This is a genomic window from Enterobacter sichuanensis (genome assembly GCF_002939185.1).
Taxonomy (GTDB): domain Bacteria; phylum Pseudomonadota; class Gammaproteobacteria; order Enterobacterales; family Enterobacteriaceae; genus Enterobacter; species Enterobacter sichuanensis.
The window spans coordinates 26,924-48,411 of the sequence record NZ_POVL01000007.1 but is presented as its reverse complement, the minus strand read 5'-3'; the positions used below and the strand labels follow the sequence as shown (position 1 = coordinate 48,411).

The following is a 21,488-nucleotide window of genomic DNA, read 5'->3' as shown; positions in this document are numbered from 1 at the left end:
GGCACTCACGCTCGAGGGTGGTGCTGTTGGTGTAGCTGCCGCAGGCGTTCCGTCGCGACATGGGTGTAAATTTGCGTCGTGGAAAGATCGCTGTGTCCCAGCAGCATCTGCACCACGCGCAGATCGGCGCCATGGTTCAGCAGATGCGTCGCAAAGGCGTGACGCAATACGTGCGGCGACAGCTTTTCACTGTCGATACCCGCCAGTGTGGCGTAATGCTTGATGCGATGCCAGAACGTTTGCCGCGTCATCTGCTGGGCGCGCTGGCTCGGGAACAGGACGTCGATAGACGCACCGTTGAGCAACCACGGACGGCCGTGCTCCAGGTACGTTTCCAGCCAGTACACCGCCTCTTCACCCAGCGGTACCAGCCGTTCCTTGTTACCTTTACCTATCACGCGCACCACGCCCTGACGCAGGCTGATATCGCTCATCGTCAGGCCGACCAGTTCCGAAACGCGCAAGCCGGTAGCATACAATAGCTCAAGCATGGCTTTATCGCGTAACTCCAGCGGCAGGTCAACTGCCGGTGACTGTAATAATCTCTCAACTTGTGCTTCGCTGAGATCTTTCGGCAGCCGCTGCGGGAGTTTCGGCGATGCCAGCAGCGCACTGGGATCGTCTTCGCGGATCTTCTCCCGGTAAAGGTGCTGGAACAGCCGACGCATAGCGCTGAGCAAACGTGCGGAACTGGTGGCTTTGTAGCCCCCCGCGATACGTTCCCCGAGCAGCGCCTGCAGGTCGTCACTTTGCGCGCTCGCAAGGGATAACCCCCGGTGCGCCAGCCACTCCACCAGCATGGTGAGATCGCGACGGTAGGCACTGAGGGTATTCTCGGCCAGATTTTTCTCCAGCCACAGTGCATCGAGAAACTGTTCGATCAGTGCGAGATCCTTTTCCACGTCAGCCCCTTTGATTCTGCAGTCAGGCCATTATGCCTGATTGTGACCGGTTTCTGGTACACTACGCGCAAAGTCAACGCAAGAATTGAGATAGTTACGCGATGAATATTGGTCTGTTCTATGGTTCCAGCACCTGCTACACCGAAATGGCGGCAGAAAAAATTCGCGACATCATTGGCCCGGAACTGGTGACGTTGCATAACCTGAAAGATGACGCGGTCGCGCTGATGGAGCAGTACGATGTGCTGATCCTCGGCATCCCAACCTGGGATTTCGGTGAAATACAGGAGGACTGGGAAGCCATCTGGGATCAGCTCGATTCAGTCAATCTCGACGGCAAAATCGTTGCCATGTACGGCATGGGCGATCAGTTGGGTTACGGGGAGTGGTTCCTGGATGCCCTGGGCATGCTGCATGATAAGCTGGCGCCGAAAGGGGTGTCGTTCATCGGCTACTGGCCAACCGAAGGTTACGAGTTCACCAGTAAAAAACCGATTATTGCCGACGGCGAGCTGTTTGTTGGGCTCGCGCTGGATGAAACCAACCAGTACGATCTCAGCGATGAACGCCTACAAACCTGGTGCGAGCAGATTCTTGGCGAAATGGCGGAAAAGTTTAGCTAACGCGCATTACCCCTGCGTCGTCTGTTGCAACAGCATACGGCGCAGGTCTCGCCACTCGGCCGCATCCATACTGTCAGCGGCCAGCCACAGATGCTGGCAACGTCCGCCTTCTACCTTGCGTAACCGTAACATCATGCCGGTATTGAGCATCCAGGGCATACCGAGGATATCCCACTCTGTTCCCTGCCAGCGCAGGCGGGAATCCATCAGTAATTTGATCTCTCCCTGACGGGCATTGATGCGACGCTGGCTGCGTACGCTGTCAAATACAACAAACGACAGTAGCAGCAGCCACAGCGGCGTGTAGCTCAGCGGCCATGGCATCAGCAGCACAATGGCCGCAACCAGGCCGTGGAGCAATAACGACATCCACTGCGAGCGCCATGAGACGCGAAGATCAGATTGCCACAGGACCACGTTCCCGATTCCGTGTTTGAATTAATTGCACCATCCGTTGCAACTCGGTGTCGGCGGGTTTGCCGTGGTTCATCAGCCAGTTGAATAAATCCGGATCGTCAGACTCAAGCAGGCGAACAAACAGATGCTTATCCTCATCGCTTAAGCTGTCATACTCATATTCAAAGAAAGGCATGATGGAAATATCAAGCTCACGCATGCCGCGACGACACGCCCAGTGGATACGGGCCTTGTTGTTAATATCCATGTTCAGTTTCCTGCATTACGTTTGGCACAGTCGGCGCCCCGTTCAGTGTTCTTTATTTCTCTACGGGGACACTCGTTAGTGTAACGTGTTTTTGACCGTTTCTTTACTGGAATATTGCGATCAACGAGTCAGCTTCCAGAATAAACCCTACGAAGACAGCGGATTACACTATTTTGCGTGGCGCTACGCCTAAGCGGTTTAAGGCACAAATGGCCTGTTGAAAGCGCTTGCATTGCCTGCAGGCTCTTTTACCATTAGGCATTATCAAAGCGTTAAGCAATTCAGGATATCGTTATGGCATTTACACCATTTTCTCCTCGCCAGCCCGCCGCCTCTGCGCGTCTGCCGCTGACGCTTATTTCTCTTGATGACTGGGCGCTGGCAACCCTCACCGGTGCCGACGCCGAAAAATACCTGCAGGGCCAGGTGACAGCCGACGTCAGTCAGATGACCGAACACCAGCACCTGCTGGCCGCGCACTGCGACCCAAAAGGCAAGATGTGGAGCAACCTGCGTCTGTTCCGCCGTCAGGACGGCTTTGCCTTTATTGAGCGTCGCAGCCTGCGTGACGCACAGCTCAAAGAGCTGAAAAAGTACGCCGTCTTTTCCAAAGTCACTATCGCCCCGGATGACGAACATGTCCTGCTGGGCGTGGCCGGCTTCCAGGCACGTGCGGCGCTGAAAAACCTGTTCAGTGAACTGCCGGATGCAGAAAAGCAGGTGGTCAGCGAAGGCGCGACGTCCATTCTGTGGTTTGAACACCCGGCGGAGCGTTTCCTGTTAGTCACGGATGCCGCAACGGCCGAGCGCGTGACCGAGGCGCTACGCGGCGAAGCGCAGCTCAATAACAGCCAGCAGTGGCTGGCGCTGAATATCGAAGCGGGCCTGCCGGTCATTGACGCGGCCAACAGCGCGCAGTTTATTCCTCAGGCCACCAACCTGCAGGCGCTGGGCGGCATCAGCTTTAAAAAAGGCTGTTACACCGGCCAGGAGATGGTCGCGCGGGCTAAATTCCGCGGGGCAAACAAACGTGCGCTGTGGACGCTGGCAGGTCACGCCAGCCGCGTACCGGAAGCCGGTGAAGATCTCGAGCTGAAGATGGGTGATAACTGGCGCCGTACCGGCACCGTGTTAGCCGCCGTACAGCTGGATGACGGACGTCTTCTGGTACAGGCGGTGATGAATAACGACATGGAAGCCGACAGCGTGTTCCGCGTGCGTGACGACGCGAATACGCTGAGCATTGAGCCGCTGCCGTATTCTCTGGAAGAGTGATGCTGTATCGCCCGGTGGCGCTGCGCTTACCGGGCCTACAGATCCCGTAGGTCGGGTAAGGCGAAGCCGCCACCCGACAAAAAACTACACCTGCCCCACATACAAATAAATCGCCAGAAAATGGCACACGCTGCCCCCCAGCACAAAGCCGTGCCAGATGGCATGGTTGTAGGGGATACGCTTGCAGACGTAGAAAATCACACCGAGCGAGTACACCACGCCACCTAAGGCCAGCAGGGTCACGCCTCCTACCGCCAGTTTGACGGCCAACTGATACACCACAATCAGCGACAGCCAGCCCATCGTCAGATAAGTCACCAGCGACAGCACCTTGAAGCGGTGCGCGATGGTCAGCTTAAACAGGATCCCCAGCAGCGCCAGGCTCCAGATAACAATCATCAGGCCGCGCGACAGCGGTGAGTTGAGCCCCACCAGCAGAAACGGCGTATAGGTACCTGCAATAAGAAGATAGATAGCGCAGTGGTCAAATTTCTTGAGCCACATCTTGGCCCGCTGATGCGGGATCGCGTGATACAGCGTCGAGGCCAGGAACAGCAGGATCATGCTCCCGCCATACAGGCTGTAGCTGGTAATGGCCATCGCGCTGGCGTTGGTATCCACCGCCTGTACCAGCAATAACACTAAACCGACTATCCCAAACACCAGGCCAATGCCGTGGCTGATGCTGTTGGCTATCTCCTCAGCCAGCGAATATCCCTGTGCGATTAATGGTCTACTCACCATACAAAACTCCGGGAAAACAAAAGATGATTATTCATCGCATCACTATGCTAACTGAGAATGATTCCAGTGAACACCTGTTAGCTAAAATAATTTCATTTCAGAATTTATACCTAAAAAATCATAGGCATAAATAAATTTTTCACCTAACATTTGTTCACATAAAAATTTAATCATTATGAATCAAAGGCATAAAAATGGATCCTGCCGTCTGGCTGCATGTTATGATGGGGAGATAAGGTCTGAATGAGAGTTATGCCATTGTGAGTATGTTCACCCACTCCGTCATTGCCAGTCTCAATAACCTTGAGATGATGGTCTATAACTATGTCATTAAAAACCGTGACAAAGTGATGTACATGACCATCCGCGAACTGGCGGATGCGGCGGGGGTCTCCACCACCACGATCCTGCGCTTTTGCCGCAAACTCAACTGCGAAGGTTATTCGGAGTTTCGCGTGCGCTTTAAGCTCTATTTAGAGCAAAATGAGCCCCAACAGGCGAATTTCGGTGCCAGCGAAATTATCAGCTTTTTTAAGAGCGTGAATAACGAAGAGTTCGATGCGTTACTGGATGATGCAGTCGATATTATTTTATCTTCAGAGCGAATTATATTTGTCGGTGCAGGTACATCAGGATCGCTGGCGAAATATGGCGCACGTTTCTTCTCAAATATTGGGAAATTCAGCAACCATATCGACGATCCGTATTTCCCGGTGACCAATGACATGGCGAAAAATGCACTTGCCATTGTCCTTTCCGTCTCAGGTGAGACCGAAGAGATCCTGCGCTTCGCCAGCCAGTTCAGCCTGCACCACTGTAAGGTGCTCTCCATTACCAGCCACGAGCACTCGCGTCTGGCAAAACTGGCGGACTTTAATCTCTCCTGGCATGTCCCCCAGACGCGTATTGCGGGCGTTTACGATATTACCACGCAAATTCCTGTCATCTATATTCTGGAATCTCTCGGCCGTAAACTGGCGAAGAAACTGACAGAATAAAACATCCTGTTTTTTTGATGTAACAAATCACATTAAGTGCAAATTGTTATATCGTGACATTTAATTACGCTTTGCTAGACTCGATGCCAGTAAGCCATTTATTGAGAATAGCAGCGATGAAAAAATTGACCTTACCAAAAGATTTTTTATGGGGTGGTGCCGTTGCCGCTCACCAGGTGGAAGGCGGCTGGAATAAAGGCGGTAAAGGGCCGAGCATTTGTGATGTTCTGACCGGCGGCGCACACGGTGTGCCGCGTGAGATCACCCAGGAGGTGGTGCCGGGTAAATACTACCCCAATCATGAGGCCATCGACTTCCACGGACACTATAAAGAAGACATCAAGCTGTTCGCCGAGATGGGCTTCAAATGTTTCCGCACCTCCATCGCCTGGACGCGTATCTTCCCGAAAGGTGATGAAACGCAGCCCAACGAAGAAGGGCTGAAGTTTTACGACGACATGTTCGATGAGCTGCTGAAATACAACATCGAACCGGTGATCACCCTCTCCCACTTCGAAATGCCGCTGCACCTGGTGCAGGAGTACGGCAGCTGGACCAACCGTAAAGTGGTCGATTTCTTTGTGCGCTTCGCGGAAGTGGTTTTTGAACGCTACAAAAACAAGGTCAAATACTGGATGACCTTCAACGAAATCAATAACCAGCGTAACTGGCGTGCACCGCTGTTCGGCTATTGCTGCTCCGGTGTGGTTTATACCGATCACGACAACCCGGAAGAGACTATGTACCAGGTACTGCATCACCAGTTTGTGGCCAGCGCCCTGGCGGTAAAAGCCGCGCGCCGTATCAACCCGGAGATGAAAGTCGGCTGCATGCTGGCCATGGTGGCACTCTATCCCTTCTCCTGCAAACCGGAAGACGTGATGTTCGCCCAGGAATCGATGCGCGAGCGCTATGTCTTTACCGACGTCCAGCTTCGCGGTTACTACCCGTCTTACGTGCTGAATGAGTGGGAGCGTCGTGGCTTCTCCATCAGGATGGAGCCAGGTGACGAACAGATCCTGCGTGAAGGTACCTGCGACTACTTAGGCTTCAGCTACTACATGACCAACGCGGTCAAAGCGGAAGGCGGCACCGGAGATGCGATTTCGGGCTTTGAAGGCAGCGTGCCAAACCCGCACGTCAAGGCCTCCGACTGGGGCTGGCAGATTGATCCGGTGGGCCTGCGCTATTCGCTGTGCGAACTGTACGAGCGTTACCAGAAGCCGCTGTTTATCGTGGAAAACGGCTTCGGCGCTTACGATAAAGTCGAAGAAGACGGCAGCATCAACGACGACTATCGCATCGACTACCTGCGCGCTCACGTGGAAGAGATGATCAAAGCCGTGACCCATGATGGCGTGGATCTGATGGGCTACACGCCGTGGGGCTGTATCGACTGCGTGTCGTTCACCACCGGCCAGTACAGCAAGCGCTACGGCTTTATCTATGTGAACAAACACGACGACGGTACGGGCGACATGTCGCGCTCCCGTAAGAAAAGCTTCGAGTGGTATAAAGGCGTGATTGCCAGCAACGGCGAGAAACTCTAACTCCGTAACGCCGGGCGGCGCTACGATTGATCCCCTCTCCCCTTTGGGGAGAGGGTTAGGGTGAGGGGTTATTTCCCGCCCGCCAACTCTATAAAACTCCCCGTCACGTACGACGCCTTCTCGCTCAGCAGCCAGACAATCGCCTGGGCCACCTCTTCCGGCTGCCCGCCGCGCTGCATCGGCAGTAACGATTTCACCCGGTCCACGCGGCCCGGTTCCCCGCCTGAGGCATGGATATCGGTATAAATCAGCCCCGGTCGTACACAGTTTACGCGAATACCCTGCGCCGCTACCTCCAGCGCTAAGCCGGTGGTCAGAGAGTCAACCGCTCCCTTGGACGCGGCATAATCCACATATTCGCCTGGCGCACCGAGTCGGGACGCCGCTGACGAGACATTCACTATCGCCCCGCCCTTGCCGCCATGTTTAAAAGACATGCGCTTGACCGCCTCCCGGCAGCAGAGGAAGTAACCCGTGACGTTAGTTGCCAGTACGCGGTTAATGCGCTCTGCGGACAAATTCTCGATAGTCGATTGTTCAAACAGGATCCCCGCATTATTGACCAGCGCGGTAAGCGGCTCGCCATCACGATCGAGGCTGTCAAACATCGCCAGCACCTGAGCTTCATCGCTGATGTCGGCGCGAACGGCAAAGGCTTTGCCTCCGGCATTGACAATCTGGTTGATAACATCCGTCGCGGCCTTAATGTTGTGATGATAATTTACCGCCACGGTATAGCCTTCACGTGCCAGCTGCAGCGCGGTGGCTTTCCCGATGCCGCGGCTCGCGCCGGTCACAAGTGCAATGCCCATTCTCTTCTCCCAATAAAAAAGCCGGGTGGCGGCTTCGCCTTACCCGGCTTACATGACTTCACACGCGCGATTACTGGTATTCGCTCATCGGTACGCAGGAGCAGAACAGGTTACGGTCGCCGTACACATCATCCAGACGCTTCACGGTCGGCCAGTATTTGTTTGCCACACCTGCCGGGAAGACCGCCAGCTCGCGGGAATAGCCGTGGTTCCACTCGGCCACCATTTCGTGCTGGGTGTGCGGGGCGTTAACCAGCGGGTTATCTTCCAGCGTCCACTCGCCGTCCTGCACGCGATCGATCTCCATGCGGATGGCCAGCATCGCGTCGATAAAGCGGTCCAGCTCGGCTTTGCTTTCGGACTCCGTTGGCTCCACCATCAGCGTGCCCGCTACAGGGAACGACATGGTTGGCGCGTGGAAGCCATAGTCGATCAGGCGCTTGGCGATATCCAGCTCACTGATGCCGGTCTGCTCTTTCAGCGGACGAATATCGAGGATGCACTCGTGCGCCACGCGACCGTCACGGCCGGTATAGAGCACCGGGAAGGCCGACTTCAGGCGAGTCGCGATGTAGTTGGCATTCAGGATCGCCACCTGGCTTGCTTTTTTCAGCCCTTCCGCGCCCATCATGCGGATGTACATCCAGCTGATTGGCAGGATAGAAGCGCTGCCGAACGGTGCCGCAGAGACCGCCCCCTGACGGGTCAGCATGCCTTCAATCTGCACAACGCTGTGGCCTGGGACAAACGGCGCCAGGTGCGCTTTCACCCCGATTGGCCCCATGCCCGGACCGCCACCGCCGTGCGGAATGCAGAAGGTCTTGTGCAGGTTCAGGTGCGACACGTCCGCGCCGATAAAGCCCGGAGAAGTAATGCCTACCTGAGCATTCATGTTCGCGCCGTCGAGGTATACCTGACCGCCGAACTGATGCACCACTTCGCACACTTCACGGATGGTCTCTTCGTACACGCCGTGGGTGGACGGATAGGTCACCATGATGCAGGAGAGCTTGTCGCCTGCCTGCTCGGCTTTCGCACGCAGGTCGGCCAAATCGATGTTGCCGTTCTTATCGCACGCCACGACCACCACTTCCATGCCCGCCATCTGAGCGGAGGCCGGGTTGGTGCCATGCGCGGAGCTTGGGATCAGGCAGATATCGCGGTGCCCTTCGTTACGGCTTTCATGGTAATGACGGATGGCCAGCAGGCCCGCGTATTCACCCTGCGCGCCAGAGTTCGGCTGCATGCAGAGCGCGTCGTAACCGGTCAGCTTCACCAGCCAGTCGGAAAGCTGATTGATCATCATATGATAGCCTTCCGCCTGCTCTGGCGGGCAGAACGGGTGCAGCTCGGCAAACTCAGGCCAGGTGATTGGGATCATCTCTGCCGCGGCGTTCAGCTTCATGGTGCAGGAGCCCAGCGGGATCATCGCCTGATTCAGCGCCAGATCTTTGCGTTCCAGAGAGTGCATGTAACGCATCATCTCGGTTTCGCTGTGGTAGCGGTTAAAGACCGGGTGCGTCAGGATCGCGTCGTTACGCAGCATGCTGTCCTGAATGGAGCGGCTGTCGAGCGCAACCTCTTTGTCGAGCGCGTCAATGTCCAGACCGTGCGCGTCACCCAGCAGCACGTTGAACAGGTTGAGAATATCGTCGCGGGTGGTGCTTTCATCCAGCGTAATGCCGACGGCATTGTGGATGTCGCTGCGCAGGTTGATCTCTGCGGCATTCGCGCGAGCTAGCACTGCCGCTTTATCCGCCACGTCCACACACAGCGTGTCGAAGTAGTAGGCATGGCGCAGTTTGAGGCCTTTCTGCTGCAGGCCGCAGGCCAGAATATCGGCCAGACGGTGAATGCGGCTGGCAATGCGTTTCAGGCCAGCCGGGCCGTGGAACACGGCGTACAGGCTGGCGATGTTGGCCAGCAGCACCTGCGAAGTACAAATGTTGGAGTTCGCTTTCTCGCGGCGGATATGCTGCTCGCGAGTCTGCATCGCCATGCGCAGCGCGGTGTTACCGGCAGCGTCTTTTGAGACGCCGATGATACGGCCAGGCATGGAGCGTTTGAATTCATCTTTCGCGCCGAAGAACGCCGCATGTGGGCCACCGTAGCCCATCGGTACGCCGAAGCGCTGTGCAGAGCCGAAGACAATATCCGCCCCCTGTTTACCCGGGGCCGTCAGCAGCACCAGCGCCATAAAATCGGCGGCAACGCTGACCACCACTTTACGGGATTTCAGCTCGGCAATCAGTGCGCCGTAGTCGTGAACTTCACCGGTGGTTCCCACCTGCTGCAGCAGCACGCCGAAGACGTCCTGGTGATCCAGCACTTTATCAGCGTCGTCGACAATCACGTCAAAGCCGAAAGTTTCCGCTCGGGTACGCACCACGTCCAGCGTCTGCGGATGCACGTCCGCCGCCACGAAGAAACGGTTAGCATTTTTCAGCTTGCTGACGCGCTTCGCCATCGCCATGGCTTCGGCAGCCGCGGTAGCTTCATCCAGCAAAGACGCGGAAGCGATGTCCATTCCGGTCAGATCCAGCGTCACCTGCTGGAAGTTCAGCAGCGCTTCCAGGCGACCCTGAGAGACTTCTGGCTGATACGGGGTATAGGCGGTGTACCAGCCCGGGTTTTCCAGCATGTTGCGCAGGATGACCGGCGGCAACTGCACGTTGGTGTAGCCCATGCCAATGTAAGACTTAAAGCGCTTGTTGAGGCCGGCGATAGCCTTCAGCTCCGCCAGTGCGGCGAACTCCGTGGTGGCTTCACCCACCTGCGGCGGTGTGGCAAGCTGGATGTCTTTTGGCACAATCTGGCCGATCAGTGCGTCTAATGAATCCGCGCCAACCGTCTTCAGCATCTCCTGCTGTTGCTGAGCATCCGGCCCAATGTGACGTTCAATGAAGGCGCCACGGTTTTCAAGCTGGCTTAAAGTCTGTGTCATGAGCGATGGTTCCTGAAACGTGCAGTGAATGTGTTTTCTCCCTCTCCCTAAGGGAGAGGGCTGGGGTGAGGGTGTCGTCTGTTCCCCTCACCCTACCCTCTCCCCAAAGGGGAGAGGGATAATGGCTTACTCGTCTTCTAACAGGGCTTCGTACGCGGTCGCATCCAGCAGCGCGGCAACCTGCGATTCGTCGCTGGCTTTGATCTTGAAGATCCAGCCTTCGCCATAAGGCTCACTGTTGACCAGCTCCGGGGAGTCGTTCAGCGCGTCGTTGACAGCGACAATTTCACCGCTTACCGGTGCGTAGATATCGGATGCCGCTTTGACGGACTCCGCCACGGCGCAGTCGTCGCCCGCGCTCACGGTCGTGCCCACGTCAGGCAGGTCAACAAACACCATGTCGCCCAGCAGCTCTTGCGCATGCTCGGTGATCCCGACGGTGTAAGTGCCGTCCGCCTCTTTGCGCAGCCACTCGTGTTCTTTGCTGTATTTCAGTTCTGCTGGCACATTGCTCATTGAAGTTCTCCTGATAAAAATAGTTAGGCGACCGGCTTACCGGCGCGAACAAAAATCGGTTTGGTCACGTTGACCGGCATTTCGCGGTTGCGGATTTGCACCACCGCCGTTTCGCCAATGCCTGCCGGCACACGTGCCAGTGCAATACTGTAGCCCAGCGTCGGGGAGAAGGTTCCGCTGGTGATCACGCCTTCGCGAGGATTGCCATCAGCATCGGTAAAACGCACCGGCAGCTCGCCGCGCAGTACGCCTTTTTCCTTCATCACCAGGCCAACCAGCTGTTCAGTGCCCTTCTCGCGCTGCATCTCCAGCGCTTCACGGCCAATAAAGTCACGGTCAGCCGGTTCCCATGCGATGGTCCAGCCCATGTTAGCGGCCAGCGGAGAGACGCCTTCATCCATCTCCTGACCGTAGAGGTTCATGCCTGCCTCCAGGCGCAGCGTATCGCGCGCGCCAAGGCCAGCCGGCTTCACGCCCGCTTCCACCAGCGCACGCCAGAAATCAGCGGCCTTCTCGTTCGGCATCGCAATTTCGTAGCCTGCTTCGCCGGTGTAGCCGGTGGTGGCGATAAACAGATCGCCCGCCTGCACGCCGAAGAACGGCTTCATGCCTTCAGTGGCTTTACGCTGCTCATCGTTGAACAGAGACGCGGCTTTCGCCTGCGCGTTCGGCCCCTGCACGGCAATCAGTGACAGATCGTCACGGACGGTGATGTCGATGGCATACGGTTCGGCGTGTTGGGTGATCCAGGAGAGGTCTTTTTCGCGGGTGGCGGAGTTTACAACGAGGCGGAAGAAATCTTCGGTGAAGTAATAGACGATAAGGTCGTCAATCACGCCGCCAGAGGCATTCAGCATGCCGGTATAGAGCGCTTTACCCGGCGTTTTTAGTTTGGCGACGTCGTTTGCCAGCAGATAACGCAAAAACTCCCGGGTGCGGCTACCGTGCAGATCGACAATCGTCATGTGGGACACGTCGAACATACCGGCATCGGTGCGCACCGCGTGGTGCTCATCAATCTGCGAGCCGTAGTGCAGCGGCATCATCCAGCCGTGGAAGTCCACCATGCGGGCACCGCATAACACGTGCTGTTCGTACAAAGGAGTCTGTTGAGCCATCTTGTCCTCGTTGAAAAATTCACCGTGAAACCCGGTATCGGCCCCGTTATCAGGCCCGACGCAAACGTTCTCTTTTACCTGAACTTACCACCGAAACCGGCGGTTAACCATAAGGTAAAACGGGTCATCACATTAGCTTATGACCAAAAAACGCTGAAAAGCCTACAGAGTTATTCACTGGAAAAATGCGATTAACCCCGCACAAAATTAACATCGCACTAACAGGATTTAGCACATGGTGATATTTCATGCGGAAAAACGGGCTGAATTTCCGTAACCAGAAAAACGCGGCATTAGATTATCTAATGCGAAAAATGGCGTGAAATTAGAATATTTCAAACGAGGAAATTTCCCCGGCGCAGAGGCCGGGAAAATAAAATGTGACGGGGGTCTAAATTAGCGTAGCCAGTCCGGCAGGTCGTTCAGACCCATCGCCTGACGAAGGAGTTGGGGTTTAACACCCGGAAGTGTATCGGCAAGCTTGAGGCCAATGTCGCGCAGCAGTTTTTTCGCCGGATTGGCACCGGCAAACAGTTCGCGGAAGCCCTGCATACCCGCCAGCATCACCGCCGCGCTGTGCTTGCGGCTGCGTTCGTAGCGACGCAGATAGAGATGCTGACCGATATCTTTCCCTTCGCGATGCAAACGACGCAGCTCTTCTACCAGCTCCGCCGCGTCCATAAAGCCAAGGTTAACCCCCTGCCCGGCCAGCGGATGAATGGTATGCGCTGCATCCCCCACCAGCGCCAGACGGTGCGCCGCAAACTGGCGCGCGTAACGGCCAGTTAGCGGGAACACCTGCCGCTCGCTCTCAAGCGTGCACAGGCCAAGGCGGTTATCAAACGCCACGCACAGCGCCTGGTTAAAGGCGTCCGGCGTCGCCTCATGCATCTGCCGGGCTTTCTCCGGCACCAGCGACCAGACAATCGAGCACAGGTGCGGATCGGCAAGCGGCAGGAACGCCAGTATGCCGTCGTTGTGGAAAATCTGCCGCGCCACGCCGCCGTGCGGCTCTTCGGTGCGGATCGTCGCGACCAGCGCGTGATGACGGTAATCCCAGAAGGTCAGCGGGATATCGGCTTTATTACGCAGCCAGGAGTTCGCCCCGTCAGCCCCCACCACCAGACGCGCGGTCAGCATGTCGCCGCTTTGCAGGGTGATAAACGCCTCGTTTTCCCCCCACGCCACCTGCTGGATTTGCGCGGGTGCCATCAGGGTGACATCGCTACAGGACTGCGCTTTTTGCCACAGCGCATGATGAATAACGACATTCTCAATAATGTGGCCAAGGTGGCTATAGCCCATGCTTTCATCATCAAAAGCAATATGACCAAAGCTGTCTTTGTCCCACACCTCCATGCCGTGATAGCAGCTGGCGCGCTGCGCCACGATATCCGACCAGACGCCAAGGTGCGTCAGCAGCTTTTCGCTGGCCGCATTGATTGCCGAGACGCGCAGTTCCGGCGGCGCATCCTGGGCTACCGGCTGGGGCTGCTTTTGTTCCAGCACCGCCACGCGCAGGCCGCTGCCCTGTAAACCACAGGCCAGCGCCAGTCCAACCATACCGCCGCCAACGATAGCGACATCAACATTTTGCACGGTGATAACTCCTTAACGCGCGACCCAACCAAGAGTCCGCTGCGCCAGCACGTCACGTGCCGGTATGAATAGTTCCATCGCCATCAGCCCGAGGTTGCGGCCCGCAACCAGCGGCGCCCAGCGATTGGCAAACAGATGAACCAGGCCATCGGTGACACCGATTGTCGCCTCTTTATCCGCCTGGCGTCGTTTCTGGTAATGGCTGAGCACCTGATATGCGCCACAGTCTTTTTGCTCGCCCCACGCCTGCGAAAGCGTTTCTGCCAGACTCATCACGTCGCGTAATCCAAGGTTGAAACCTTGCCCCGCAATGGGGTGCAGCGTCTGCGCGGCATTACCGACCAGCGCCAGACGATGGGAAATGGACTGCGACGCGGTGGTTAACGAAAGAGGATATACCGTCCGCTTGCCGGCATGGGTAATGCGCCCCAGCCGCCAGCCAAACGCCTTTTGCAGCTCGGTACAAAAACGTTCGTCTGACCAGGCCTTAACCTCTTCCGCCTTATCCTGCGGGTGACACCAGACCAGAGAACAGCGACCGTTCGACATCGGCAGCATCGCCAGCGGACCATGCTGCGTAAAGCGTTCAAACGCCCTGCCGTTGTGTTCTGCAGCCGTTGAGACGTTGGCGATAACCGCCACCTGCCCGTAAGGCTGCTGACGCCACTCCACGCCACACTGGGTGCCGATCGCCGAGCGCGAACCGTCTGCGGCAACCAGCAGTTGGCCATCCAGCACGGTGCCGTTTTCCAGCGTCACGCTGACCGACGCTTCACTGCGGCTTACGCTTGCCACGCGTGCCGGACAATGCAGCGTCACGCCCGGCGCATCCTGAAGCAGGCGGAACAGACGTAAACCCACATCGTGTAGCTCAACGACCTGACCCAGGGCATCAATACGGTAATCCTGCGCCTCCAGCGTGACAAAGCCAGCATGGCCGCGATCGCTGACGTGAACAGTACCGATAGCCGTGGCACGGTCGGCTATCGCCTGCCAGATACCAATACGCGCAAGCTGCTGACAGGTTCCCTGCGCCAGCGCAATGGCGCGGGCATCAAAACCGGGGTGATTCGACGCCTCTGGCGCAACGGCTTCCACCAGGTGCACCGGAAGCTGGCCCTGCGTCAAATGCGAAATGGCCAGCGCCAGCGTGGCCCCGGTCATGCCGCCGCCCACGATGATCACGCTCATGCGCGCGCCGCTGCCATCAGCGCCTCGATATCGTCAGCGTTTTTCACGACGCTCGCGGTCAGGTTTTCATTACCGGTTTCGGTAATGACAATGTCGTCTTCAATACGAATACCAATCCCGCGGTATTCTTCAGGCACGTCGGCATCCGGCGCGATATATAACCCCGGCTCCACGGTTAATACCATGCCCGGCTCCAGCACGCGCGAACGGTCGGCGCCATACGCACCAACGTCATGGACATCCAGCCCCAGCCAGTGGCTCAGACCATGCATGAAGTACGGTCGATGCGCATTTTCAGCAATCAGGGTATCCACATCCCCTTTCAGGATCCCGAGCCTGACCAGACCGGTAATCATGATGCGTACCACTTCGCCGGTCACTTCCTGTATGGAGGTCCCCGGGCGATACAGGTTGAGTGCCGTCTCAAGGGATTCCAGCACGATGTCGTAAATAGCGCGCTGTGCCGGTGAAAATTTACCGTTCACCGGGAAGGTGCGGGTGATATCCCCCGCGTAGCCCTGATATTCGCAACCAGCATCGATAAGCACCAGATCGCCATCGCGCAGCGCGCTTTCGTTTTCGGTGTAGTGCAGAATGCAGCCGTTTTCCCCACCGCCAACAATGGTGTTGTAAGAGGGATAACGCGCGCCGTGACGGTTAAATTCGTGGTGAATTTCGCCCTCCAGCTGATATTCGAACATCCCGGGACGGCACTTCTCCATGGCGCGGGTGTGCGCCAGGGCGCTGATTTCGCCCGCACGGCGCATCACGTTCAGCTCTTCTTCAGATTTGAACAGACGCATCTCATGCACCACCGGACGCCAGTCCGTGAGGGTAGCGGGTGCGGAAAGATTCTGCCGCGAGCCTTTGCGCAGCTTATCCAGCGCGGTGAAAACAATCTCATCGGCGTACGCATATTCGCCCTGCGCGTGATAGAGCACGTCGAGGCCGTTAAGCAGCTGGTAAAGCTGCTGGTTGATTTCACTAAACGCCAGCGCACGATCAACGCCCAGTTTTTCCGGTGCGGCCTCCTGCCCTAAGCGGCGGCCAAACCAGATTTCGGCCGTCAGATCGCGCACGCGGTTAAAAATCACGCTGTGGTTGTGAGTGTCATTGCTCTTAATCAGCACCAGTACCGCTTCCGGCTCGTTAAAGCCAGTGAAGTACCAGAAATCGCTGCTCTGGCGATAGGGATATTCGCTGTCGGCGCTGCGCGTCACTTCGGGCGCAGCGAAAATCAGCGCGGCGCTGCCCGGCTGCATTTTTGCCAGCAGCGCCTGACGGCGGCGCGAATACTCTTGACTCGAGATAACCATGACACCCTCCTGTGCGTTATTTTTCTTAATGTAAGGTTGGCTTGCGGACTTCCGGCGCGGTCGGCTGTGAGCGCGTAAAGTTGTCATGGCACAGCAGTGCCGCCACGCGCACGTACTCAATGATCTCTTCGAGAGACATTTCCAGCTCTTCCTGGTCTTCGTCCTCATCGTAGCCAAGCTGGGCGATGTTGCGCAGATCGTCGATCGCTTCACCCGCTTCGCCGGTTACTTTGTCCAGTTTAGGCTGCGTGACGCCCAGACCCAGCAGATAATGATTTACCCAACCCGCCAGCGCATCGGCGCGATCGAACACGCTGACGTCGTCGCCTTCAGGCAGATAAAGCTGAAAAAGGAAGCCATCGTCTTCCAGCGAATCGCTGATGGCGGCATGCATTTTACGCAGCGCTTCCGCCAGCTCGTGACCAAACGCCAGCCCTTCATTCGTGAGGTCGTGGATCAGCGGCTGCCATGAGCTGTCGCTGTTTCCGCCGCACAGCATGCCACTGATCAGACCGTGCATTTCGGCAGGGGTTAAACCGACTCCCTGCTGGTTCAGTAACTGGTTTAAATCCTTGTAACCAGGCATTTCGTTCTGTATAGACATGCGCATTCGTCATCATTGGGGGGAAGTTTCATGATATGCTACCACTTTGGACCCTGGTGATACCAGAAAAGGGCTTGTATCTTCACATCAGGGTAGCTATAGTGTCGCCCCTTCGCAGCCCCCGGGGCATCAGGCGAAGGCAGCGCAGTCAATCAGCAGGAAGGTGGCATGTCTGCACAACCCGTCGATCTCCAGATTTTTGGCCGTTCACTGCGAGTGAATTGTCCGCCTGAACAAAGGGATGCTTTGAATCAGGCCGCGGACGATTTGAATCAGCGGTTGCAAGATCTAAAAGAACGCACTAGAGTCACAAATACTGAGCAGCTGGTTTTCATCGCCGCGTTGAACATCAGCTATGAACTGACTCAGGAAAAAGCGAAAACCCGCGACTACGCGGCAAGCATGGAGCAGCGCATTAAAATGCTCCAGCAGACCATTGAACAGGCATTGCTTGATCAGGGTCGCAATCCCGAAAGACCGGGACCAAAGTTTGAATAACACTTCTCAGTTGACTATGGTAGAGTAACTGTGAAGACAAAATTTCTCTGAGATGTTCGCAAGCGGGCCAGTCCCCTGAGCCGATATTTCATACCACAAGAATGTGGCGCTCCATGGTTGGTGAGCATGCTCGGTCCGTCCGAGAAGCCTTAAAACTATGACGACACATTCACCTTGAACCAAGGGTTCAAGGGTTACAGCCTGCGGCGGCATCTCGGAGATTCCCTCTCTTTTCTTCTACCGACTACCATGACTCAATTCCCTGAAGTTTCTGCCTCACGCCAGGATATTCGTCAGCTCATTCGTCAACGCCGTCGTGCGTTAACTCCAGAACAGCAAGCGCATTTTGCGCAGCAGGCCGCCGCTCGCATGATGGCGTATCCCCCTGTTGTGATGGCGCATACGGTCGCACTGTTTCTGTCGTTTGATGGCGAACTGGATACCCAACCGCTCATCGAGCAACTCTGGCGAGCCGGGAAGAAGGTCTATCTGCCGGTGCTGCATCCGTTTAGCAAAGGAAACCTGCTGTTTCTGCACTACCACCCACACAGCGAGCTGGTGGTGAATCGTCTGAAAATCACAGAACCCAAACTCGACGTGCGCGACGTTCTGCCGCTTGCCGAACTGGATGTGCTGGTCACGCCGCTGGTGGCGTTTGATGAACAGGGTCAGCGTTTGGGCATGGGCGGCGGTTTTTACGACCGGACGCTGCAAAACTGGCAGCAATACGGTTTACAGCCGGTGGGTTACGCGCATGATTGCCAGGGCGTGGAGGCCTTACCGGTAGAAAAATGGGATGTGCCGTTGCCGGCGGTGGTGACGCCCAGTAAAACCTGGACCTGGTAGAATAAAGCCGGGTGGCGCTTACGCTTACCCGGCCTACATAAATCCTCGAACTTTGTAGGTCGGGTAAGCGTAAGCGCCACCCGACACACAGCCCGCACTATCAGTAAAGAAGACGTGCGCGAATCGTCCCTGGAATCGCCTTCATGCTCTGCAGCGCTTTCTCGGCAACGTCTTCATCCGCTTCGATATCAATAACCACATAGCCCATCTGCGAATTGGTTTGCAGATACTGCGCGGCGATGTTGACGCTCTGCTCAGCAAAGATCTGGTTAATGGCAGTCAGCACGCCTGGACGGTTTTCGTGAATGTGCAGCAGACGACGGCCGCCGTGCAGCGGCAGAGACACTTCCGGGAAGTTAACGGCGGAGAGCGTCGAGCCGTTGTCAGAGTATTTGCTCAGTTTACCCGCCACTTCCAGACCGATGTTCTCCTGCGCTTCCTGAGTCGAACCGCCGATGTGCGGCGTCAGGATCACGTTGTCGAACTCGCACAGCGGAGAGTTAAACGGATCGCTGTTGGTCGCAGGCTCAGTCGGGAAGACGTCAATCGCGGCACCTGCCAGATGTTTGCGTTTTAGCGCATCACACAGGGCAGGAATGTCGACAACCGTACCGCGCGCGGCGTTGATCAGCAGTGAACCCGGCTTCATCAGCGCCAGCTCTTCCGCACCCATCATGTTTTTGGTGGAGGCGTTTTCCGGCACATGCAGGCTGACCACATCGCTCATGTTCAGCAGGTCGGAGAGATGTTGAACCTGAGTGGCGTTCCCCAGAGGCAGTTTGCTTTCAATGTCATAAAAGTAAACGTGCATCCCCAGAGATTCCGCCAGAATCCCGAGTTGAGTACCGATGTGGCCATAACCAATGATACCCAGTTTCTTACCACGGGCTTCGTATGAACCTGTAGCCAGTTTGTTCCAGACGCCACGGTGCGCTTTGGCGTTAGCCTCCGGGATACCGCGCAGCAACAGCAGCAATTCGCCAATCACTAACTCCGCCACGGAACGGGTGTTGGAGAAAGGTGCGTTGAATACAGGAATACCGCGCTTAGCGGCGGCGTTCAGATCAACCTGGTTGGTACCGATGCAGAAACAACCGATGGCAACCAGCTTTTCCGCCGCGGCAATCACATCTTCAGTCAGGTGGGTACGGGATCGCAGGCCAATGAAGTGAGCATCCCGGATGGCTGCCTTGAGCTCTTCGGTATCCAGCGCGCCTTTATGGAATTCGATGTTGGTGTAACCTGCCGCACGAAGGCTATCGAGTGCTTTCTGATGCACACCCTCGACCAGCAGGAATTTAATCTTGTCTTTCTCCAGTGATACCTTTGCCATTTACCCGACCCTGTATTTTATCTGAACTGATGTTGTGCTGGATTGAAATCCGCTCTAGCCAACATATCAAAAAAAACTATTGCAGCAATATGAACGTTTGCGTCAGCACTCTGAAGAAAAGTCATACAGGGCAAAATGACAGAGGAAAATGCTGCGGAATTTTACGTACGTGGCAGGATCGGCAAACGAGGCGTAAAAACGTGATACAAGTCACCGAATTTAGCTTTTCAAAAATTTTTTAGCGGGGGGTGAGCGCCCCCCGTCAGATCATTTTACGATGGTTTTCACACCGTCAGCCGTACCAATCAGCGCCACGTCCGCGCCACGGTTGGCAAATAACCCTACAGTGACAACGCCCGGAATGCCATTGATGGCGTTTTCCAGCGCAATCGCGTCGAGAATTTCCAGTCCGTGAACGTCGAGGATCACGTTGCCGTTATCGGTCACTACGCCCTGACGATATTCCGGACGTCCGCCCAGTTTGACCAGTTCACGCGCCACGGCGCTGCGTGCCATCGGGATCACTTCAACCGGCAGCGGGAATTTACCCAGAATATCGACCTGCTTGGACGCATCAGCGATGCAGATGAACTTATCCGCAACGGAAGCGATGATTTTTTCACGGGTCAGCGCCGCGCCGCCGCCTTTGATCATCTGCATATGGCCGTTGATCTCATCCGCGCCATCAACGTAAATGCCCAGACGATCAACTTCGTTCAGATCGAAAACGGTAATGCCGAGGCTTTTCAGCTTTTCCGTGGAAGCATCAGAGCTGGACACAGCCCCCTCAATCTGCCCTTTCATCGTGCCCAGCGCATCGATAAAGTGCGCCGCCGTCGACCCGGTACCAACACCGACAATGGTGCCCGGTTGTACGTACTGGAGAGCGGCCCATCCTACTGCTTTTTTCAGTTCATCCTGCGTCATGATCGTTTTGCCTGTGGTGTGAAAACTCAGGGCGCATTATAGAACACGTCGAATGGAATTCGTCTGCCACGAAGGGAAAATTGTGTCATAGTGCAGAATAAGCAAAATTAAGGAGCCAGCCAGAGCAATGAAACGTCCGGACTACAGAACACTACAGGCACTTGATGCAGTTATTCGTGAACGAGGTTTTGAGCGCGCGGCGCAAAAGCTTTGCATCACGCAGTCCGCCGTATCGCAGCGTATCAAACAGCTCGAAAATATGTTCGGCCAGCCACTGCTGGTGCGTACCGTGCCGCCTCGCCCAACGGAGCAAGGACAAAAACTCCTCGCCCTGCTGCGTCAGGTTGAGCTGCTGGAAGATGAGTGGCTGGGTGACGAACAAACGGGCTCTACGCCGCTGCTGCTCTCTCTGGCGGTTAACGCCGACAGTCTGGCAACCTGGCTGCTGCCGGCCCTTGCGCCGGTATTGGCGGACTCCCCTATCCGCCTGAATTTGCAGGTTGAAGATGAAACCCGTACCCAGGAGCGCCTGCGTCGTGGTGAAGTGGTTGGGGCGGTCAGTATTCAGCCTCAGGCGCTTCCTAGCTGTCTTGTCGATCAGCTGGGTGCGCTGGATTACCTGTTTGTTGGTTCAAAAGCCTTTGCCGAGCGCTATTTCCCCAACGGCGTGACCCGCGCCGCGCTGCTGAAAGCGCCTGCCGTGGCGTTTGACCATCTGGACGATATGCATCAGGCGTTCCTGCAGCAAAACTTTGACCTGCCGCCGGGCAGCGTGCCGTGTCATATCGTTAACTCATCGGAAGCCTTCGTGCAGCTTGCGCGTCAGGGCACGACCTGCTGCATGATCCCGCATCTGCAGATTGAGAAAGAGTTGAAAAGCGGAGAGCTGATTGATTTGACGCCGGGGCTGTATCAGCGCCGGATGCTCTACTGGCACCGTTTTGCGCCAGAAAGCCGCATGATGCGCAACGTCACCGACGCGCTGCTGGCCTACGGGCATAGGGTGTTGCGACAGGATTAAAAGAAAA

Annotated in this window: 21 protein-coding genes and 1 other RNA gene; 8 read left to right on the top strand and 14 right to left on the bottom strand. The window is 56.3% G+C overall.

Going from position 1 to position 21,488, the window contains the following annotated elements:
* Positions 1-5: 5 nt before the first annotated feature.
* On the bottom strand, positions 6-902 hold the full coding sequence (xerD, locus tag C5687_RS05235; RefSeq protein WP_028016949.1) for a site-specific tyrosine recombinase XerD: 897 nt from the start codon (positions 900-902) through the stop codon (positions 6-8).
* A 101-nt stretch (positions 903-1,003) separates the two neighbouring features.
* On the opposite strand from xerD, the gene fldB reads away from it, so the two are divergent.
* Positions 1,004-1,525 carry a flavodoxin FldB gene (gene fldB / locus C5687_RS05230; protein ID WP_025757760.1) on the top strand — a complete coding sequence of 174 codons (522 nt, stop codon included), beginning with the start codon at positions 1,004-1,006 and terminating at the stop codon, positions 1,523-1,525.
* Between the two features lie 6 nt (positions 1,526-1,531).
* Here fldB and C5687_RS05225 read toward each other — a convergent pair whose 3' ends face one another.
* The gene (locus tag C5687_RS05225; RefSeq protein WP_025757758.1) at positions 1,532-1,942 is read right to left on the bottom strand and encodes a protein YgfX; all 411 of its coding nucleotides are present in this window, start codon (positions 1,940-1,942) and stop codon (positions 1,532-1,534) included.
* The gene (gene sdhE, locus C5687_RS05220) at positions 1,923-2,189 is read right to left on the bottom strand and encodes an FAD assembly factor SdhE (RefSeq protein ID WP_025757757.1); all 267 of its coding nucleotides are present in this window, start codon (positions 2,187-2,189) and stop codon (positions 1,923-1,925) included. The genes C5687_RS05225 and sdhE overlap by 20 nt, the downstream gene beginning before the upstream one ends.
* A 294-nt stretch (positions 2,190-2,483) precedes the next feature.
* On the opposite strand from sdhE, the gene ygfZ reads away from it, so the two are divergent.
* On the top strand, positions 2,484-3,464 hold the full coding sequence (ygfZ, locus tag C5687_RS05215; protein WP_025757755.1) for a tRNA-modifying protein YgfZ: 981 nt from the start codon (positions 2,484-2,486) through the stop codon (positions 3,462-3,464).
* A gap of 84 nt (positions 3,465-3,548) precedes the next feature.
* On the opposite strand, the gene trhA is transcribed toward ygfZ, so the two are convergent.
* A complete protein-coding gene (gene trhA, locus C5687_RS05210) occupies positions 3,549-4,208 on the bottom strand; it encodes a PAQR family membrane homeostasis protein TrhA (RefSeq protein ID WP_025757753.1) in 660 nt (219 codons plus the stop codon).
* Positions 4,209-4,474: 266 nt separating this feature from the next.
* Here trhA and C5687_RS05205 point away from each other — a divergent pair, with 266 nt between their 5' ends.
* Positions 4,475-5,206, top strand: a complete 732-nt coding sequence (locus C5687_RS05205) for a MurR/RpiR family transcriptional regulator (RefSeq protein ID WP_025757752.1) — start codon at positions 4,475-4,477, stop codon at positions 5,204-5,206.
* 116 nt (positions 5,207-5,322) lie between these two features.
* The gene (bglA, locus tag C5687_RS05200; protein ID WP_045285851.1) at positions 5,323-6,756 is read left to right on the top strand and encodes a 6-phospho-beta-glucosidase BglA; all 1,434 of its coding nucleotides are present in this window, start codon (positions 5,323-5,325) and stop codon (positions 6,754-6,756) included.
* 68 nt (positions 6,757-6,824) lie between these two features.
* Here bglA and C5687_RS05195 read toward each other — a convergent pair whose 3' ends face one another.
* From C5687_RS05195 to C5687_RS05160, 8 genes are all read right to left on the bottom strand, one after another.
* Positions 6,825-7,568 carry an SDR family oxidoreductase gene (locus C5687_RS05195; protein ID WP_045285852.1) on the bottom strand — a complete coding sequence of 248 codons (744 nt, stop codon included), beginning with the start codon at positions 7,566-7,568 and terminating at the stop codon, positions 6,825-6,827.
* A gap of 70 nt (positions 7,569-7,638) precedes the next feature.
* Positions 7,639-10,512: an aminomethyl-transferring glycine dehydrogenase gene (gene gcvP, locus C5687_RS05190; RefSeq protein WP_104556530.1), complete on the bottom strand. Its 2,874-nt coding sequence runs from the start codon at positions 10,510-10,512 to the stop codon at positions 7,639-7,641.
* 126 nt (positions 10,513-10,638) lie between these two features.
* A complete protein-coding gene (gene gcvH, locus C5687_RS05185) occupies positions 10,639-11,028 on the bottom strand; it encodes a glycine cleavage system protein GcvH (protein ID WP_104556529.1) in 390 nt (129 codons plus the stop codon).
* A gap of 23 nt (positions 11,029-11,051) precedes the next feature.
* Positions 11,052-12,146 carry a glycine cleavage system aminomethyltransferase GcvT gene (gene gcvT / locus C5687_RS05180; protein WP_025757745.1) on the bottom strand — a complete coding sequence of 365 codons (1,095 nt, stop codon included), beginning with the start codon at positions 12,144-12,146 and terminating at the stop codon, positions 11,052-11,054.
* 396 nt (positions 12,147-12,542) lie between these two features.
* Positions 12,543-13,745 carry an FAD-dependent 2-octaprenylphenol hydroxylase gene (gene ubiI, locus C5687_RS05175; RefSeq protein ID WP_104556528.1) on the bottom strand — a complete coding sequence of 401 codons (1,203 nt, stop codon included), beginning with the start codon at positions 13,743-13,745 and terminating at the stop codon, positions 12,543-12,545.
* A gap of 12 nt (positions 13,746-13,757) precedes the next feature.
* Complete coding sequence (gene ubiH / locus C5687_RS05170; protein WP_104556527.1) at positions 13,758-14,936, bottom strand: 2-octaprenyl-6-methoxyphenyl hydroxylase; 1,179 nt, start codon at positions 14,934-14,936, stop codon at positions 13,758-13,760.
* Complete coding sequence (gene pepP / locus C5687_RS05165) at positions 14,933-16,246, bottom strand: Xaa-Pro aminopeptidase (protein WP_104556554.1); 1,314 nt, start codon at positions 16,244-16,246, stop codon at positions 14,933-14,935. The genes ubiH and pepP overlap by 4 nt, the downstream gene beginning before the upstream one ends.
* 31 nt (positions 16,247-16,277) lie before the next feature.
* Positions 16,278-16,856, bottom strand: coding sequence for a YecA/YgfB family protein (locus C5687_RS05160; RefSeq protein ID WP_024906571.1), 579 nt, complete (start codon positions 16,854-16,856; stop codon positions 16,278-16,280).
* A 168-nt stretch (positions 16,857-17,024) separates the two neighbouring features.
* Here C5687_RS05160 and zapA point away from each other — a divergent pair, with 168 nt between their 5' ends.
* The 3 genes from zapA (at position 17,025) to C5687_RS05140 (ending at position 18,200) form a co-directional block, all read left to right on the top strand.
* Positions 17,025-17,354, top strand: coding sequence for a cell division protein ZapA (zapA, locus tag C5687_RS05150; protein WP_006811891.1), 330 nt, complete (start codon positions 17,025-17,027; stop codon positions 17,352-17,354).
* 41 nt (positions 17,355-17,395) lie between these two features.
* Positions 17,396-17,579, top strand: a non-coding RNA gene (ssrS, locus tag C5687_RS05145) — 6S RNA.
* Between the two features lie 24 nt (positions 17,580-17,603).
* Entirely contained in the window at positions 17,604-18,200 is a 597-nt protein-coding gene (locus tag C5687_RS05140; protein ID WP_094919345.1) for a 5-formyltetrahydrofolate cyclo-ligase, read from the top strand.
* Between the two features lie 100 nt (positions 18,201-18,300).
* On the opposite strand, the gene serA is transcribed toward C5687_RS05140, so the two are convergent.
* Together serA and rpiA are read right to left on the bottom strand one after the other, a co-directional pair.
* Positions 18,301-19,533: a phosphoglycerate dehydrogenase gene (gene serA, locus C5687_RS05135; RefSeq protein WP_094919346.1), complete on the bottom strand. Its 1,233-nt coding sequence runs from the start codon at positions 19,531-19,533 to the stop codon at positions 18,301-18,303.
* Positions 19,534-19,800: 267 nt separating this feature from the next.
* The gene (gene rpiA / locus C5687_RS05125) at positions 19,801-20,460 is read right to left on the bottom strand and encodes a ribose-5-phosphate isomerase RpiA (RefSeq protein ID WP_013098630.1); all 660 of its coding nucleotides are present in this window, start codon (positions 20,458-20,460) and stop codon (positions 19,801-19,803) included.
* 127 nt (positions 20,461-20,587) lie between these two features.
* Between rpiA and argP the strand changes: the two genes are divergently transcribed.
* The gene (gene argP, locus C5687_RS05120) at positions 20,588-21,481 is read left to right on the top strand and encodes a DNA-binding transcriptional regulator ArgP (RefSeq protein WP_104556525.1); all 894 of its coding nucleotides are present in this window, start codon (positions 20,588-20,590) and stop codon (positions 21,479-21,481) included.
* Positions 21,482-21,488: the final 7 nt, after the last annotated feature.

Bases quoted from the DNA above. Each gene is read 5' to 3' on its own strand.
- C5687_RS05140 (WP_094919345.1), top strand. From the start codon at position 17,604: ATGACTCAATTCCCTGAAGTTTCTGCCTCACGCCAGGATATTCGTCAG.
- gcvT (WP_025757745.1), bottom strand. From the start codon at position 12,146: ATGGCTCAACAGACTCCTTTGTACGAACAGCACGTGTTATGCGGTGCC.
- ubiH (WP_104556527.1), bottom strand. From the start codon at position 14,936: ATGAGCGTGATCATCGTGGGCGGCGGCATGACCGGGGCCACGCTGGCG.
- sdhE (WP_025757757.1), bottom strand. From the start codon at position 2,189: ATGGATATTAACAACAAGGCCCGTATCCACTGGGCGTGTCGTCGCGGC.
- bglA (WP_045285851.1), top strand. From the start codon at position 5,323: ATGAAAAAATTGACCTTACCAAAAGATTTTTTATGGGGTGGTGCCGTT.
- zapA (WP_006811891.1), top strand. From the start codon at position 17,025: ATGTCTGCACAACCCGTCGATCTCCAGATTTTTGGCCGTTCACTGCGA.
- argP (WP_104556525.1), top strand. From the start codon at position 20,588: ATGAAACGTCCGGACTACAGAACACTACAGGCACTTGATGCAGTTATT.
- ygfZ (WP_025757755.1), top strand. From the start codon at position 2,484: ATGGCATTTACACCATTTTCTCCTCGCCAGCCCGCCGCCTCTGCGCGT.
- rpiA (WP_013098630.1), bottom strand. From the start codon at position 20,460: ATGACGCAGGATGAACTGAAAAAAGCAGTAGGATGGGCCGCTCTCCAG.
- C5687_RS05205 (WP_025757752.1), top strand. From the start codon at position 4,475: ATGTTCACCCACTCCGTCATTGCCAGTCTCAATAACCTTGAGATGATG.
- serA (WP_094919346.1), bottom strand. From the start codon at position 19,533: ATGGCAAAGGTATCACTGGAGAAAGACAAGATTAAATTCCTGCTGGTC.
- C5687_RS05195 (WP_045285852.1), bottom strand. From the start codon at position 7,568: ATGGGCATTGCACTTGTGACCGGCGCGAGCCGCGGCATCGGGAAAGCC.
- fldB (WP_025757760.1), top strand. From the start codon at position 1,004: ATGAATATTGGTCTGTTCTATGGTTCCAGCACCTGCTACACCGAAATG.
- trhA (WP_025757753.1), bottom strand. From the start codon at position 4,208: ATGGTGAGTAGACCATTAATCGCACAGGGATATTCGCTGGCTGAGGAG.
- gcvH (WP_104556529.1), bottom strand. From the start codon at position 11,028: ATGAGCAATGTGCCAGCAGAACTGAAATACAGCAAAGAACACGAGTGG.
- gcvP (WP_104556530.1), bottom strand. From the start codon at position 10,512: ATGACACAGACTTTAAGCCAGCTTGAAAACCGTGGCGCCTTCATTGAA.
- C5687_RS05160 (WP_024906571.1), bottom strand. From the start codon at position 16,856: ATGTCTATACAGAACGAAATGCCTGGTTACAAGGATTTAAACCAGTTA.